Source organism: Chitinophaga eiseniae (genome assembly GCF_900167135.1).
GTDB lineage: Bacteria > Bacteroidota > Bacteroidia > Chitinophagales > Chitinophagaceae > Chitinophaga > Chitinophaga eiseniae.
In genome coordinates, this window is the sequence record NZ_FUWZ01000002.1 from 678,893 (window position 1) to 692,259 (window position 13,367).

Sequence of the window (13,367 nt, forward strand, 5' to 3'; positions counted from 1 at the left end):
TATGGATACCACAAAGAAAACAGGAGATATTGAAAAAGACAGTTTAGAACTGGTACTGGAAGAATTTACGGACGAACAAAAGTTACATACAAAAACCGTTGACGACCTGGTTAAAGCCGTCAACGGTTTATCCGGAAAGTTTATCGAATTTGAAGAAAAACTGGGAAAGCTGAAGGAAATAGACATTTTAACGGATACCAAGCCAATGCAGGAAATTGTGAAAAAAGGCATTATAGATATGAAATTGACGGTTGCCGCGCAACCTAAAAATGTGACACGAAAATTCCAGCTATTGCTTTTTCCGGAACAGGATGCAAAACTGTTTTATAGGGTTGTTTTTGGCCGCTGGTTCCTATGGCTGGTAGTAATGCTGCTCCTTACCAATTTATACAAATTTAGTATCCATTGGAGCGAAAATCGGAAGGAAATAAAACTGCAACAATTAGAAAATAACAGGATAAAAAAGGCGTGGAATACTCTTTACTCCCAACAGGGAAAGGGGATAAAACGTTTAATGGATAGTGCCTACAATAAAAGCGGGCGGCCAGAATAGCCTATCCATTTTCATTTTATTATTGAAATTAATTTCAACACGAACAAGTGCCTTGTTGAACCGGTGGACATTTTACGGTCCCATAGCTGCAATATACACAACAGTCGCCCGCTTTGGGTTTAAGGCGCTGGTGGCAGCTTTCACACTCATAAAAGTATTGACAAGCGTCTGTAGGCATTGTTTCTTCCTTTTTATGTCCACAATGTGGACAGGTAATAACTGATTTCAATTGAACAGTTGTGGTCGTCATTGTATTATTTATTTTCAGATTGCGTTACTTGATACCCCGTTTCAGTTTCCACTGTAGCGGCCAATTGTTTCAGGGATATTTGGGTACTATCAAACTCTACTATTGATATGCCTTTGCCATAAAAAGTATTAACTTTCCGTACACCTTTCTTTTGTAGCAGAGCATTGTTTACATGCCCTTCACAGGCTTCACAGCTCATACCCTGTATGTGAAGTACAGCCTGTTCAGCACCAGCAGAATTATTAACTATTATCTGCGGTCCGGATTGTTGGGGTTGAAAATACTTTGCATAGTAGGGAAAGGTTGAGAGTAAAACGGACATTACAGTAATTACCCAAAGAAACGTTTTGGATTGTAACCCACTTTTCTTTTCTTCACCAGGGCAGCCACACGCATCTTTTTGCCGTGGCTTATATGCTTGATAAAAGGCGAACCCTAGAATCAATACAGTTGCGCCCAGCAAATAAGGTCGCAAAGGTGCTGCCCAGCTAAACGTAGCAACTGCGCCCCCTGTTCCGCCTACTATTGCTAACAGTGGCACTATACAGCAAAGGGATGATGTTACCGCCAGTAAAAGCCCTGAACCAAGCAGCACCTTACCATTTTTCTCGTTACTCATACTGTTTCTGTTTTTAAGTTCACTTGATTGATGATTTTAAAGAACGGGCGTAGTAACTTCAAATGTTCCGTTCTTAGGGAATAGAGAATGGTTTGTCCTACCTTGCGTGAACCGACAATATCCCCGTCCTTCATCTTTCGTAAATGTTGCGAAATGGCCGGGATACTCATTCCAAGAATATCGCTAAGATCACAGGGGCAAAGCTCCTTTTCTTCTTCCAGCAGGTAAAGGATTTTCAACCGTACATCATTACCAGCCAATGATAAGATGGCGGATAGTTGTGTAAACGACTTTTCATTTGCAGCCACTTTTTTCCTGCAATCATTTATCTGTACCGGGTCCGCTAGTTCACGAATGCAAACATTTTTCCCTTCCATAATTATTCCTTTAACCCAAAGATAATAATAGTTTCATTATTTAAGCAAATGCTTAAATAATGAAATGGGCATAAAAAAGCCACCGCTTAATGCAGTGGCCTTATATATTATTTTTAAATCATGTTATTTGCCCTTCTTCTCGCTTAGTAGCTTCTCAAGCATTTCAACCTTTTCTCGCTCCGTCTGCAACAGGCGCTCATATAGTTTTTTATTCTCATCCATAGCCTCCAGCCATTTGTCCATAGGGTTGATCGTGCATTTATAGTTAACTGTTGGGCCGCCGTGTATTACGGAGCCTTCATAGTTATTCTGAATATTATGGATAGCCGTTTCTTCATCAAAATTCTTGATAGCCTCAGCAGGAACTTTTAGAGCCTTTGCCACTTGTTCAAGTATTTCAGGATCTACTGTTTCCTTGCTCTCCAGTAAGGAAATTTTCTTTTGATTCCAGTCCTCACCTAGTTCAAACGCCAAAGCGTCCTGTTTAATTCCTAGCATTTCGCGGAATCGCTTAATATTATGGCCTTCATGAACTTTGTTACTCATATCTGTATAAGTCATAAAACAAATATAATCAATTTTTCGACTACTTAAATATCCTCAAAGATAGAATTAAATACCGGCTAAAACATCTCCAATATCCCGATAAATAATCCCTGTATCAAATTGAATACCATTTCATTATAAAAGAACTTGTATCCATGTTTATAACCTTCAAAAAGTTAAGTCATGGAAGAAACGGACAAAATACATTTAAGCCCCCCATTTGATGAAGACGAATGGCTAAAACTGATTTTTCTATTGAGTGATACACATAGTTGGCTAAATGAGCTAGTAAATGGCGCTATGCTGCGTGTGCCGATGAAGGACAGAAAGAAGCTGTTCCGCAAGTCTTACTACATTACTGTTAACGCGCTGGCACATATCATGGAACGGCATTACTATAAAATCCCACGACACCCGAATGTTAGCAAGTTCACTATTCCAGTAGTTGAAATTTTGTCCTTACTCCGGGATGCCAATACAGAGCCATTTACACCTGTCATTGGCGCCACTTATCTAAAAAGGGTTATAGATACAGGCAGTATAATAGGTCATGACTTTAATCAGCTACCCACCAGCCTTTTAACTGTCTTAACGGATAGCGGGGGCCGCATCCTTACTGCTTTTCCCGGTTGCATGAAGCCACAAACCAGTATTTCAAACCTATAAATCATCCAGCTATGTATTTTACTTCTCCCCGTGCATGGGATAACCTTCCCTTGCGCCTTACTTCCGAGGAAATACGTGATCCCTTCGAGGTTATACACGAATATTATTCGGCACATGATATGCCACGAGCAAGGCAAATATTGAATAGGTGGTTAGCTTCGGCCAGTATGGAAAAACCGGGAAAGCTATCACCCTCCGGATTGCAATTTTTTTATGAAAGAACGGAATCATTAATTGAAGCTGCATTTTTGGTCGAACAATTAGACAACAAGGGGCGAAAAGCGGTCATAATACAAAAGGAGGATGAGGAAGAAATTGACCTGATGAATCCCCGTTTGTTTTGTGCGTGGATTAGACAGAGTAAGGGTGAGCCTGTAGCCCACCGGGAGGTATGGGATGCATTCCCTAGAAGCCTTACCTATAAAGAGTTTCTAAACCCTTATCTGGTTTTAGGAAAATTCTTTTCCTTTCTCACGTTAGGGGAATGGAGAGAATTGCTCCGTGAATTGTTTTCTATGGGCCTATCTCGTAGAACATTCTTTGATGAAACGTTAGATTTTGATATGTTAGGCATAAGAAAATATCTTGAAAAATTGATCGAAGCGGGCCACCTTATTGATGTTCGGGAGTATCGTCAATCATTTTATGATAAAGTAATTAGTGAAGCGAGTTCGAGAAAAGACGAATGATAAGTACTAGAAGGGGTTACACACAAAGGGAACGGCTGAAATTTCAGCCGTTCCCTTTGTGTAAATTTGAAATGGCCGTGACAGGCATTTTCAATGTGTATTCCATTTAGCGTTTATACGCCCATTATTACTTTTACGTTTATAATTTCAATATCCTGAATGCACCCTGTATCACAATACCAAATACAATGGTTCCTATAATCAAATCAGGCAATCTGGATGATGTAAAATACACCAAAGCACCCGCCAGCATTACCCCGATGTTTATAATAACGTCATTTGAAGTAAAAATCCAACTTGCCTTTATGTGGGCCTCATCACTTTTAGCTTTTCGTAATATTACCAACGATAGAGTATTTCCAATAAGAGCAAAGAAAGAAATATAGATCATAGTACTAAAAACCGGCATTTCTCCAAATCCCATAAACCGTCTTACCACTTCTGAAAAGCCGAACAAGGCCAGAGCTAACTGGAAGTATCCACTTACTTTAGCGATCTTCTTTTTCCGCATAATCGTTCCTCCTACTGCAAACAGACTAAGACTGTATACAAGAGCATCTGCCAGCATATCCAGACTATCCGCTACCAAGCCCATCGAATGGGAAATAAAGCCTGTTACTATTTCTAGGATGAAGAAAAACGCATTGATGATAAGTACATAGATCAATAGCTTACGTTCATTTCTTTCTGAAGAAGCGTATGTATGGCCGTCGGCTTGTTCTGAGGAAATATAGTTATCATTAAGATTTAGTTCATGGATGGCTGCTGTTATAGGCTGTACTTCGCCGGTGTGCAGTATTTCCAATTTTCTGTTAGGCAAATCAAAGACTAGCTGCTTGATACCGGCAATGCCCTCCAGCTTCATGCGAATTAGCTGTTCTTCCGCTGAACAGTCCATTTTCTTTATATGAAATGTCGATTTTTGCATAAACTTATAACTTTAGTTTCAGCCCCCCATTTACTACAAAACCATCCAGCGGGGCGTAAATATCCCTGAACGTAGGATGAGTAACCGTACCCGTGTAAATACTATCAAATCTTGTTTGCCGTGTATCGGTAAAGTTTTCAAAATTCACAAACAAAGAAAACCTTTCCCATATCTTTTCTGCCATAAATCCGCAGGTCCAGTAAGATTTACCAGTAGCACCATCATTGAGAGGCTGCTTACTGTAATAATACGCTTCCAGTCCTATTTTCCATTTATCTTCAATTTCATACATCAGCACATTATTAAGGCGATGCTTTGCTGTTAGCGGGTTGGGCCTTTTCTTTCCACCCTCATTCAACCAAGCATCTGTAAAAGTATACCCTATAAACAATTTGAAATCCCCATATCCTAATTTGACATTGGTTTCCCATCCTTTTGTATCAACATAACCATCTGCATTTACAAGCTGGTAAAGGTTTCCCGAGGCATTCTCCATCAACAATGGGTTATTGATGCGAGTATAGAAGAAAAGTTGGTTAATACTAATGCTTACTTTGTCAAACAGCGAGGTACGATAATTCACGTCAAAGTTGGCACCGTAAGATTTTTCCAGCTTGTTAGCATCAGGATTGATCGGAAGTACAGACTGGAATTGTATTCGCTCTGTTTCTTCTGTAAAGATAGTAGGTGTTTTATAGCCAAATCCCCCACCCAAGCGGGAGGTAAACTTAGGAGATATTTTAAAGAGCGCCGAAACCCGCGGCAAAAATACAAAACCGTAATCTATCACATAATCACCCCGAATCCCAGTTTCCATTTGCAGCCAGTCGGTAGCCTTCCAGGTGTTTTGAATGAACCCGCCAATGGTGTTTTGATCGTAGTTCCTTTTCGGAAAGCTATCTTTGGGGTATTCCTTGAAATTATCTGTATAAGCGTTCAAACCGGCCACCCAATCTGCCTTTTCACGGTTTTGATTGTAGGTGATTTCTGAATAGGTAGACCATTGTTTCCCATCAAATGTATAATCGGGTATTGCAATAGTTCTATTAAAGTTATTGACAGAATTTTTAACAGTCAGGCTACTGTTTTCGTTAAACTGATGTTCCAGCGAGAACTGCGTGGAAAGCCGCCTGCTTTTGTTCTTTTCAAAATAGCTATGTGTGCTGTCACCTTTCCCTTTGATGTACTGAATATCCCCGCCAGTACGATCTTCAAAGGTTGTATTTACCCCAATGTTCATTTTTGTTTTTGGGCTGAAATAGACGAACAATTTAGGATTAAATACGTATCGTTCGGTTTTTGGAATAGCAGTAAAGCCTGTATTGGAAGGGTCATAAGGCTTATTACTGTTGCGTGATGCAAATATAGTTAAGCCAACTCTTTCAAATTTTTGACCATAAAAGCCGTTAACGTCTAACCCACCGGCTGAAGTGCCATTGACCAAAAATCGTAGCTCTCTTTCTTCTGTTGGTACTTTGGATATAAGGTTAACTAACCCGGCAATGGCTCCTCCACCGTACAAAGTAGAAGAAGCGCCCTTTATTACCTCGACCTGCTTTAAATCCAGCGGTGGTGTTTGGAGAAGGCCAAGTCCACCAGAAAACCCTGCGTACATGGGAAATCCATCTTTCAATATTTGAGTGTAGCGCCCATCAAGCCCCTGAATACGGATACTTGAATTTGCAGAGGTTGCCGATACCTGCTGCGTTTGAATGCCGGTACTTTCATTCAGCATCATACGTATATCCCCCGGCTTCATGTTGCCTTTTTCTTCCAGTTCTTCACCCCCTATAAATTCCACACGGCTAGGAATGTTCTGTATTGTCCTGGTGCTGCGGGTTGATGATATTACCACTTCATTCAAACCTTCACCCGCTGCTTCTAAAAATACTGTCAAAGTATCATTAGAACGAGGAAAAGTTAAGGTTTCGGTATGTTCTTCGTAGCCGACAAAGCGGAAGGAAAACACCTGCTTACCATTAGGAATACCGGAAAAATTAACTACGCCCTTTTCATCTGCCGTAGCTCCTTTAGTAGTTCCGATTAATAACACAGTAGCGCCTGCCAGCGGTCCTTTGGAATCGGCATCTTTTATAATGGCAGTCAGTATATTTTGAGCTATGCACAGGTTACCCATGCCAAGCAATAGCATTAAGCCTAAAACTTTTCTCATTTTGAATATAAAATATATGATAGAATAGTACAATAATACTACGAAGTAGTATTATTAATTTCAATAATGGAGGATCTTAGGCAGTTTGGGGAGGTTGCCAGATAGAGGGCGGAAAGTCTAGCAATGACTGCTCAGTATAGAAATATTGCAGCTTTGCAACAGGCTGTAAAATTTGGGGGAACTCAACATTAATATTTGGCACTACAACACCATGACAAGTGCCACAGGCAAAGAAAGGAGAACAAGGACAAGCTGGTTTGTGGCCTGCATCACTGTTTTGTTCTGCGGGTGCAGATGTTACGCTAATTTCATCTATACAGTAGTCATCATCCCCATTACAGGGAACGCCGGACAACACCAGTATATAGAGTGAAAATAGATAAACAAACCATTTCATGGGTGCAAATATACAATTCTCACCGTTTATTGTCAATAAACCATTATTTAGCCTCTTTCCTTAAATGATCGAGCCATTTATTTACTTGCTCCGTTATTTCAGCTAAAGCTATATTGGGATAATATTTCTGCACATAGTCCGCGAATTGATCTTTTGTTTTTTCATCTTCCCATTCCATTACTGTAAGGCTTAGCATAGGCCACTTCTTTGTTTGCTGCATGAAGCCATACAAGGGTAAATAAGGCGGAGCATAGTAAAATGAATTTTCTACTAACTCATCATATAATGGCTTATTAAATGCCCTTTTCATATCCCGCACCACGTCATAAACAATACGGAACCGGCTGCCTTGCTGCACAGTGGTAGCAAGGTTGGGCATTCCCTTATCCTGAAAGAAAACATACATATAATCGATAAATCCTTCTTCTGTTACATCACATAGGTCTTTGCTGTAATAGGCATATTCCTTTTTAAATAGGTCTAAAGAAAAATCCGGAAGGTTTTTGTCAATAATGAAATCGATTAAAATATTCTCCTTTTTTATAATATCCTCAATAGAAGGCCCGCCACTCAATCCCGCTACAGATAAAAAATACCGAGGTTTTGAAAACAGTTCAAAGTAATAGCTTTTAAAAAAGATAGTCTTTCTATCAAACGTTACCTGCACATACAGCGGATAGGTAAGTTTTCCGTGAAAGAACACTTGTTTAAGCCGGTCATTGAAATATGTTTTATAGCTAACCTTGTAGGTTTTAGTCATTTTAATCTTTTTAGTATTCGTTTGTATACAAAATGTGTAACAATCATTTCGTAGGCATTGTTTTACAGTGAAAATTGTATCAAAACATATCAAATCGTATCAATACAGGTAAAGTTCAGTAAAATTTGGTACAAGTTATAAAAAAGTTTAGGTAAAACATAAACTAACAAAACATATTTCTTATATTAGCATTCGGAAAGGTATTCCCTTGCACAGGGATTTTGTGAATTTGATTAAAGCGGGAGGTGCAAATGGAGAAAATAAAGCCGGAAAAAGCGGTGGAAATGCTAAAACAAAAGGGAGTTGAAGTAACGGTAGAGCAGGCAACATTTATACTTGAATTTCTACGTAAATTGGCTAATATTATAGTGGCTCAACATCTGGATAGACAGCGCAAACAGTAATTACTGCAGAATTAACTTTTTTGATAACCCAATATTTAGAAGAAATGAAAATAGCTGATTTGTATATTCGGGTAAGCACCGACGAACAAGCGGATAAAGGCTATTCACAGCGTAGCCAGGAAGAACTTTTACGCAGATACTGCGACATCAATAGTATTTCCGTTCGCAAAGTGATTTTTGAAGATCATTCAGCCAAAACCTTTAACCGGCCTGAATGGAAAAAATACTTGTTAGAACTAAAGAAACATAAAGGCAAAGCTGATCTGGTGTTATTTCTTAAATGGGATAGGTTTAGCCGTAATGCTGGGGATGCTTACCAAATGATTAACACCCTTCGCAAATTAGGCGTAGAACCCCAGGCCATAGAACAGCCGCTTGATTTATCCATACCGGAAAATAAAATGATGCTGGCATTTTACTTAGCGGCTCCTGAAGTAGAGAATGACCGGCGGGCGTTAAATGTTATTCATGGTATGCGTAGGGCTAGGAAAGAGGGGCGTTATATGGGTTTAGCCCCAATCGGATATGTGAACAAAACAAATGAAGCCGGCAGAAAGTATATAGAACCCAAAGAGCCGCAAGCGGGAATTATACGTTGGGCGTTTGAACAAATTGCCGAAGGTGTATTTAATACGGAACAGGTTTTTAAGATGGCTAAAGAAAAGGGATTTAAAGGCACTAAAAGCCTTTTCTGGTTTGCTATCCGTAACCCTGTTTATTGTGGAAAAATTTTTATTGCCAAGTACAAAGACGAAGAAGCCCGCTTTGTAAAAAGTCAGCATGAACCTATTATTTCAGAAGCATTATATTATCAGGTGCAGGATGTATTGGATGGCAGAAAAAGGCATTACCGCCTCAAAGTAATGTCAAATGCCACCTTACCTTTACGTGGCTTCCTTATCTGCCCCCAATGCAGCAAATTGCTAACAGGAAGTGCATCTAAAGGTCATACAAAATACTATTCCTACTACCATTGTTTTGATGGCTGTACTTGCCGCTTTAGAGCTGATAATATAAACGACTTGTTTGTGTATGAACTCAAAAAGTATATTCCACGCCCTGAAATGGTAGACCTGTATAAAATAACAATATCTGAAGCATGGTACGACCAAACCAATCATCTCCAAGACGACCGCAAGCAACTACTGGCACAAATACGGGAACAGGAAGAAAAGCTGTCCTATATCAGGGATTTACTTTCTTCCAAACAAATAGAACCTGCGGACTTCCGGGAAATGAAAACGGAGTATAGCGGTAAGTTGGAAAAACTGGAAGCAAAGCTAAGCAGCAGTAACCACAACCAAGTAAATATTAGCGATTTGCTAGACAAAGGGCTGGACAACCTTTTAAAGCTGGATTATGTGTATGAAAAAGGGGATATTGAGAAGAAACGGGAAGTAATTAGTTCGATGTATCCCGAAAAATTGAGTTTTGACGGATTTTCACTTCGAACTACACGCATCAATGAAGCGGTGCGCCTCATATACGCGCTGGACAAGGATTTTGGCCAAAATAAAAACAGGACAAACGAGAATAATTCCCATTTGTCCTGTCTTGTCGGGGCGGCAAGATTCGAACTTGCGACCTCCTGCTCCCAAAGCAGGCGCGATAACCGGGCTACGCTACGCCCCGAAGATTCCACTTTTCAGGACTATTTTCCTGATTAGTGGAGTGCAAAGGTAGGGATATTACAACGATATTCAAACACTTTCCAAACAAAAATCTGATGATTTGCTGAAGATACCCGTCAGCAGGGCATCTTCAGCAAATAATTTTTAGGCGGACGCCGGCATCCGGATGATAATTTTCCCCTGCGCGGTCCCTTTATGCTGGGCGGCGAAGGCGGCTTTCATCTCGGTGAACGGGTACACGCCGGCGATTTTTGTGACGATACTGCCGTCGTGCAACAGCCGAGCGATGTCTTCGATAGCGCTTTCTTCACTGGTCACCATTTTAAAAGCGGCATTGAGTCCCTGTGCCGCATAACGCTGTTGCTGCACTTTGGTCAGGCCGGAAGGCAGGTAAAACAGCGGCGCACCGGGCTTCAGGTGACGGGCAAACCAAGTAGCGTCGTTGCGGCCACCGGCATCCAGGACAAAGTCCAGCTGCAGGGGTGCTGCGGTGGCTGCATCGAAGGTGGCATAGTCCAGTACCTCGTTGGCCCCCAGTTCTGTTGCGAGCGCCGTGTTGCCTCCGCTGGTCAGCGCGATGACATAAGCGCCCAGGTGTTTGGCCATCTGCACGGCATAGTGACCTACACCACCAGTAGGCGCGGTGATGAGGACACGGTCGCCTGCTTTTACGCTGTAATGCCGTGTGAGGCATTGCCAGGCGGTAACGGCTGCCAGCGTGGCGCCGGCGGCGGCATCGAAGCTGATGTGCGCAGGCTTCGCCGCCAGGTGAGCGGCCGGAGCAGCCACATATTCGGCGTAAGCCTTGCCATGCCCGGGGAAACGCACCATCCCAAATACAGCATCACCAGCTTTGAACTTGGTAACGTCGGTGCCGACGGCGGTCACCACGCCGGCAATATCCCAGCCCAAAATAATAGGCGACACGCCATCCAGCAGACTGGCAGCGCTACCGCGTATCGTTTCGCCGTCACGCACGATGGTATAATCCTCCAGCGTTTTTATGTCCACCGGGTTGATGGCCAGCGCATGAGTTTTTACCAGTACCTCATCGGCGGCAATATCGGGAACGGCTGCTTCGGTGACAGCCAACGGAGCGGCAGGGTCGAGTTTTTCTAATACTATAGCTTTCATTTTGCGGCATTTTTTAATACGCACAAAGGTAGCCGGGTCCCCGCCGGCACAACGGTAAACAAAAAGGTAACACCGGTAACGAGATGGGATACCCCCGGGAGGGCAAGTCCCAAATCCGTAATTTAGCGGTATGGAAAAAGCACATGCACCTTTTAGCGTCAGCATAGAAACACTGGACCACTGGGAGAAACGGAACCGCCGCAACAACTTTTTCGAACTGGTATATATTATCGAAGGAAAAGGGGAACAGTGTGTCAACTACAACCAGATACCTTATGGGGAAGGCAGCGTTTTCCTGCTGCCGGCTTCGGACTGCCATACCTATACGATCACGGAGAAAACTACTTTCCTGTTCATCCGCTTTACCGCCACTTATTTTTCCAGCGACGAGGACTGTGTGATCGACTTTGGCAAGTGGTTCTGCCGGCTCAATTTCATCATCGGTAATTACAACCGGCTGCCGGGTGAACTGGTCAGCAACCCGACGGACAAACGTCACCTGGTACACCTGCTGCAGCTGCTGATGACGGAAACAGAACGTAACGACCCGCATACCCGCCGTATCATGCAGAGCTCCATGGTCACCGTACTGGAGCTGATTGCACGCAACATAGCGGCGGTGATGTCACCACAGGCGCTATACGAAGAGAAAAAATTTGCGGACATCCTCCTTCATATCCAGTACCACCTGCTGGACGAGGAGATGGTCTCCCCGCAATACCTCGCGGAAAAGTTTCACATATCAGCGACTTACTTCAGCGAATATTTCAAACGCAATGCGCACGAAACCTACCAGGAGTTCATTTTACGGTCCAAACTGAAACTGGCGGAAGCCAAGGCCCTGTACACCGATATTCCGTTTAAGGAAATAGCATACGACCTCGGCTTCACCGATAGCAGTCACCTCAACAAAATGATGAAACGTTTTTACAACAAAGGGATGTCGGCCATCCGGAAAAGCGCTATAGCCGCCCCTTTGGTTTGAGTAGCTCATACTCCACCACACCCGTACGTTTAGCCCACTCAAAATAAGCAGCCGACAGTTCATTGACCAGCTGTGGATTTTTCGCGGCCACATCGGTGGTTTCACCACGGTCTTCCTCTATATTGTACAGCTCCCACCGGTACTGCGGATAGATAGACACCAGCTTCCACTTGCCTTTGCGTACCGCACGGTTACCGGCCCTGCGTTGCGGGCAGCCCGCTTGCCTCCCCTGTCCGCTACGTCTTCCACCGGCGCACCGTTGTCAGAAATAAAAATGATCAGGGTGTAAGGGAATTTCTGCCCGGCAACGAAAACGAAACTTCCTTCCGCATCCGTGGAAACGCCGTGGGTAGTGCCTTTGATATTAACCACCGCACCCGGTAATGGCTCGCGGGTACGGGTATTTACCACCCGCCCGTGAGATGTGAATTGATCAGCGGCGTAACAGGTACCTGCGCTGCCGCCAATAGCGGCAGGAGATAAAGCATGGATAGCCCTATCCATGCCATTATGTTTCTGCGTAACATTCGTTGCATGTTTTAAAAGTTTGGACGGCTGCCGCTGGTTGCCTGCAGCAGGACATAACAATAGCAGCCCGGAGAAAACGGGCTTCTCAGAGAAATAACAAAAAGGAAAATACCGGAAAGCTGTTACCGTCTGCAACAGGATACGAAACAGCACCGCGCTCCGCATGTACGGTTAAAGTTGTCAGTGGTTGACATCTACTTAAAGTTCAGTATTGAAGCATAAAGTTGCCCTGACATCAGCAATAAACAAACAGGCCCGCCGCCTGATAACCAGGATAGCGGGCCTGTCATCAGCAGGGCACTATATAAAAGCGCTGTTCCGCACCTCCACTACTGCATAGTATTTTCTGCGGCAGGAAAGCTGCCAGGTAAAGCTCTCTCCCTGCTGTAGGCCCATCAGGGCCAGCCCAAACAATGACAGCGCAGATATACCGCCGGCTTGCTCGTCAGCTTCATCCGGCGGCATCAGTTTATATTCCAGGTTGATCCGGTTCACGGTATCCCGGATGATAACGGTGGAGTATAAACGGGAAGCGCCGTTAGGGAAATCGTCGACCGGCAATACGCTGGCGGTTTTGATTTTCTCCAGCTGTTGCTGTTGTACCTGTTTGTCATACATCAGCGGCGGATCGCTTTTCTTCAGGTGGTCGATCAGCAGTTCATAATCTTTCTTCAGTAATAACAGAGGTGTTTTATGGGTGGTCATGATGTGCAGTATTTTTTTTCAG

The 13,367-nt window shown here is 43.1% G+C and carries 17 protein-coding genes, 1 tRNA gene and 1 pseudogene; 6 read left to right on the plus strand and 13 right to left on the minus strand.

What is annotated here, in order from left to right; genetic code table 11:
- Position 1: 1 nt before the first annotated feature.
- Positions 2 to 553, plus strand: coding sequence for a hypothetical protein (locus B5D63_RS12320; RefSeq protein ID WP_078669100.1), 552 nt, complete (start codon positions 2 to 4; stop codon positions 551 to 553).
- 34 nt (positions 554 to 587) lie between these two features.
- On the opposite strand, the gene B5D63_RS35660 is transcribed toward B5D63_RS12320, so the two are convergent.
- From B5D63_RS35660 to B5D63_RS12340, 4 genes are all read right to left on the minus strand, one after another.
- Positions 588 to 803: a GDCCVxC domain-containing (seleno)protein gene (locus tag B5D63_RS35660; protein ID WP_078669101.1), complete on the minus strand. Its 216-nt coding sequence runs from the start codon at positions 801 to 803 to the stop codon at positions 588 to 590.
- Positions 804 to 807: 4 nt separating this feature from the next.
- The gene (merTP, locus tag B5D63_RS12330) at positions 808 to 1,422 is read right to left on the minus strand and encodes a mercuric transport protein MerTP (RefSeq protein WP_078669102.1); all 615 of its coding nucleotides are present in this window, start codon (positions 1,420 to 1,422) and stop codon (positions 808 to 810) included.
- The gene (locus B5D63_RS12335; RefSeq protein ID WP_078669103.1) at positions 1,419 to 1,799 is read right to left on the minus strand and encodes an ArsR/SmtB family transcription factor; all 381 of its coding nucleotides are present in this window, start codon (positions 1,797 to 1,799) and stop codon (positions 1,419 to 1,421) included. Before B5D63_RS12335 ends, merTP begins: the two co-directional genes overlap by 4 nt.
- Before the next feature lie 123 nt (positions 1,800 to 1,922).
- Positions 1,923 to 2,360: a helix-turn-helix transcriptional regulator gene (locus B5D63_RS12340; protein ID WP_078669104.1), complete on the minus strand. Its 438-nt coding sequence runs from the start codon at positions 2,358 to 2,360 to the stop codon at positions 1,923 to 1,925.
- A 168-nt stretch (positions 2,361 to 2,528) separates the two neighbouring features.
- On the opposite strand from B5D63_RS12340, the gene B5D63_RS12345 reads away from it, so the two are divergent.
- Together B5D63_RS12345 and B5D63_RS12350 are read left to right on the plus strand one after the other, a co-directional pair.
- Positions 2,529 to 3,011: a hypothetical protein gene (locus B5D63_RS12345; protein ID WP_078669105.1), complete on the plus strand. Its 483-nt coding sequence runs from the start codon at positions 2,529 to 2,531 to the stop codon at positions 3,009 to 3,011.
- A gap of 11 nt (positions 3,012 to 3,022) precedes the next feature.
- Positions 3,023 to 3,700 carry a hypothetical protein gene (locus B5D63_RS12350; protein WP_078669106.1) on the plus strand — a complete coding sequence of 226 codons (678 nt, stop codon included), beginning with the start codon at positions 3,023 to 3,025 and terminating at the stop codon, positions 3,698 to 3,700.
- Between the two features lie 139 nt (positions 3,701 to 3,839).
- Here B5D63_RS12350 and B5D63_RS12355 read toward each other — a convergent pair whose 3' ends face one another.
- From B5D63_RS12355 to B5D63_RS12365, 4 genes are all read right to left on the minus strand, one after another.
- Positions 3,840 to 4,628 (minus strand): cation efflux transmembrane domain-containing protein, encoded by a 789-nt coding sequence (locus B5D63_RS12355; protein ID WP_078669107.1) that lies wholly within the window; start codon positions 4,626 to 4,628, stop codon positions 3,840 to 3,842.
- Between the two features lie 4 nt (positions 4,629 to 4,632).
- A complete protein-coding gene (locus B5D63_RS12360; protein ID WP_078670297.1) occupies positions 4,633 to 6,801 on the minus strand; it encodes a TonB-dependent receptor in 2,169 nt (722 codons plus the stop codon).
- Positions 6,802 to 6,877: 76 nt separating this feature from the next.
- Complete coding sequence (locus tag B5D63_RS34645) at positions 6,878 to 7,198, minus strand: DUF6660 family protein (RefSeq protein WP_143312886.1); 321 nt, start codon at positions 7,196 to 7,198, stop codon at positions 6,878 to 6,880.
- Between the two features lie 43 nt (positions 7,199 to 7,241).
- Positions 7,242 to 7,958, minus strand: a complete 717-nt coding sequence (locus B5D63_RS12365; RefSeq protein ID WP_078669108.1) for a hypothetical protein — start codon at positions 7,956 to 7,958, stop codon at positions 7,242 to 7,244.
- A 251-nt stretch (positions 7,959 to 8,209) separates the two neighbouring features.
- On the opposite strand from B5D63_RS12365, the gene B5D63_RS35285 reads away from it, so the two are divergent.
- Both B5D63_RS35285 and B5D63_RS35750 read left to right on the plus strand, forming a co-directional pair.
- Complete coding sequence (locus B5D63_RS35285) at positions 8,210 to 8,362, plus strand: hypothetical protein (RefSeq protein WP_200816995.1); 153 nt, start codon at positions 8,210 to 8,212, stop codon at positions 8,360 to 8,362.
- 44 nt (positions 8,363 to 8,406) lie between these two features.
- Positions 8,407 to 9,189, plus strand: a pseudogene (locus B5D63_RS35750) (recombinase family protein); the annotation flags it as partial.
- Between the two features lie 730 nt (positions 9,190 to 9,919).
- Here the strand turns inward: B5D63_RS35750 and B5D63_RS12375 are convergent.
- Positions 9,920 to 9,994, minus strand: a tRNA-Pro gene (locus tag B5D63_RS12375).
- A 143-nt stretch (positions 9,995 to 10,137) separates the two neighbouring features.
- Entirely contained in the window at positions 10,138 to 11,127 is a 990-nt protein-coding gene (locus tag B5D63_RS34650; RefSeq protein ID WP_159455997.1) for an NADP-dependent oxidoreductase, read from the minus strand.
- A 130-nt stretch (positions 11,128 to 11,257) separates the two neighbouring features.
- Here B5D63_RS34650 and B5D63_RS12385 point away from each other — a divergent pair, with 130 nt between their 5' ends.
- Positions 11,258 to 12,112, plus strand: a complete 855-nt coding sequence (locus B5D63_RS12385) for an AraC family transcriptional regulator (RefSeq protein WP_078669109.1) — start codon at positions 11,258 to 11,260, stop codon at positions 12,110 to 12,112.
- Here the strand turns inward: B5D63_RS12385 and B5D63_RS12390 are convergent.
- From B5D63_RS12390 to B5D63_RS12400, 3 genes are all read right to left on the minus strand, one after another.
- A complete protein-coding gene (locus B5D63_RS12390; protein ID WP_200816996.1) occupies positions 12,090 to 12,272 on the minus strand; it encodes a hypothetical protein in 183 nt (60 codons plus the stop codon). The two genes, B5D63_RS12385 and B5D63_RS12390, sit on opposite strands and share 23 nt — an antisense overlap.
- Positions 12,230 to 12,805: a carboxypeptidase-like regulatory domain-containing protein gene (locus B5D63_RS12395; RefSeq protein ID WP_078669110.1), complete on the minus strand. Its 576-nt coding sequence runs from the start codon at positions 12,803 to 12,805 to the stop codon at positions 12,230 to 12,232. Before B5D63_RS12395 ends, B5D63_RS12390 begins: the two co-directional genes overlap by 43 nt.
- Before the next feature lie 135 nt (positions 12,806 to 12,940).
- Positions 12,941 to 13,345 carry a GreA/GreB family elongation factor gene (locus tag B5D63_RS12400; RefSeq protein ID WP_078669111.1) on the minus strand — a complete coding sequence of 135 codons (405 nt, stop codon included), beginning with the start codon at positions 13,343 to 13,345 and terminating at the stop codon, positions 12,941 to 12,943.
- Positions 13,346 to 13,367 lie beyond the last annotated feature (22 nt).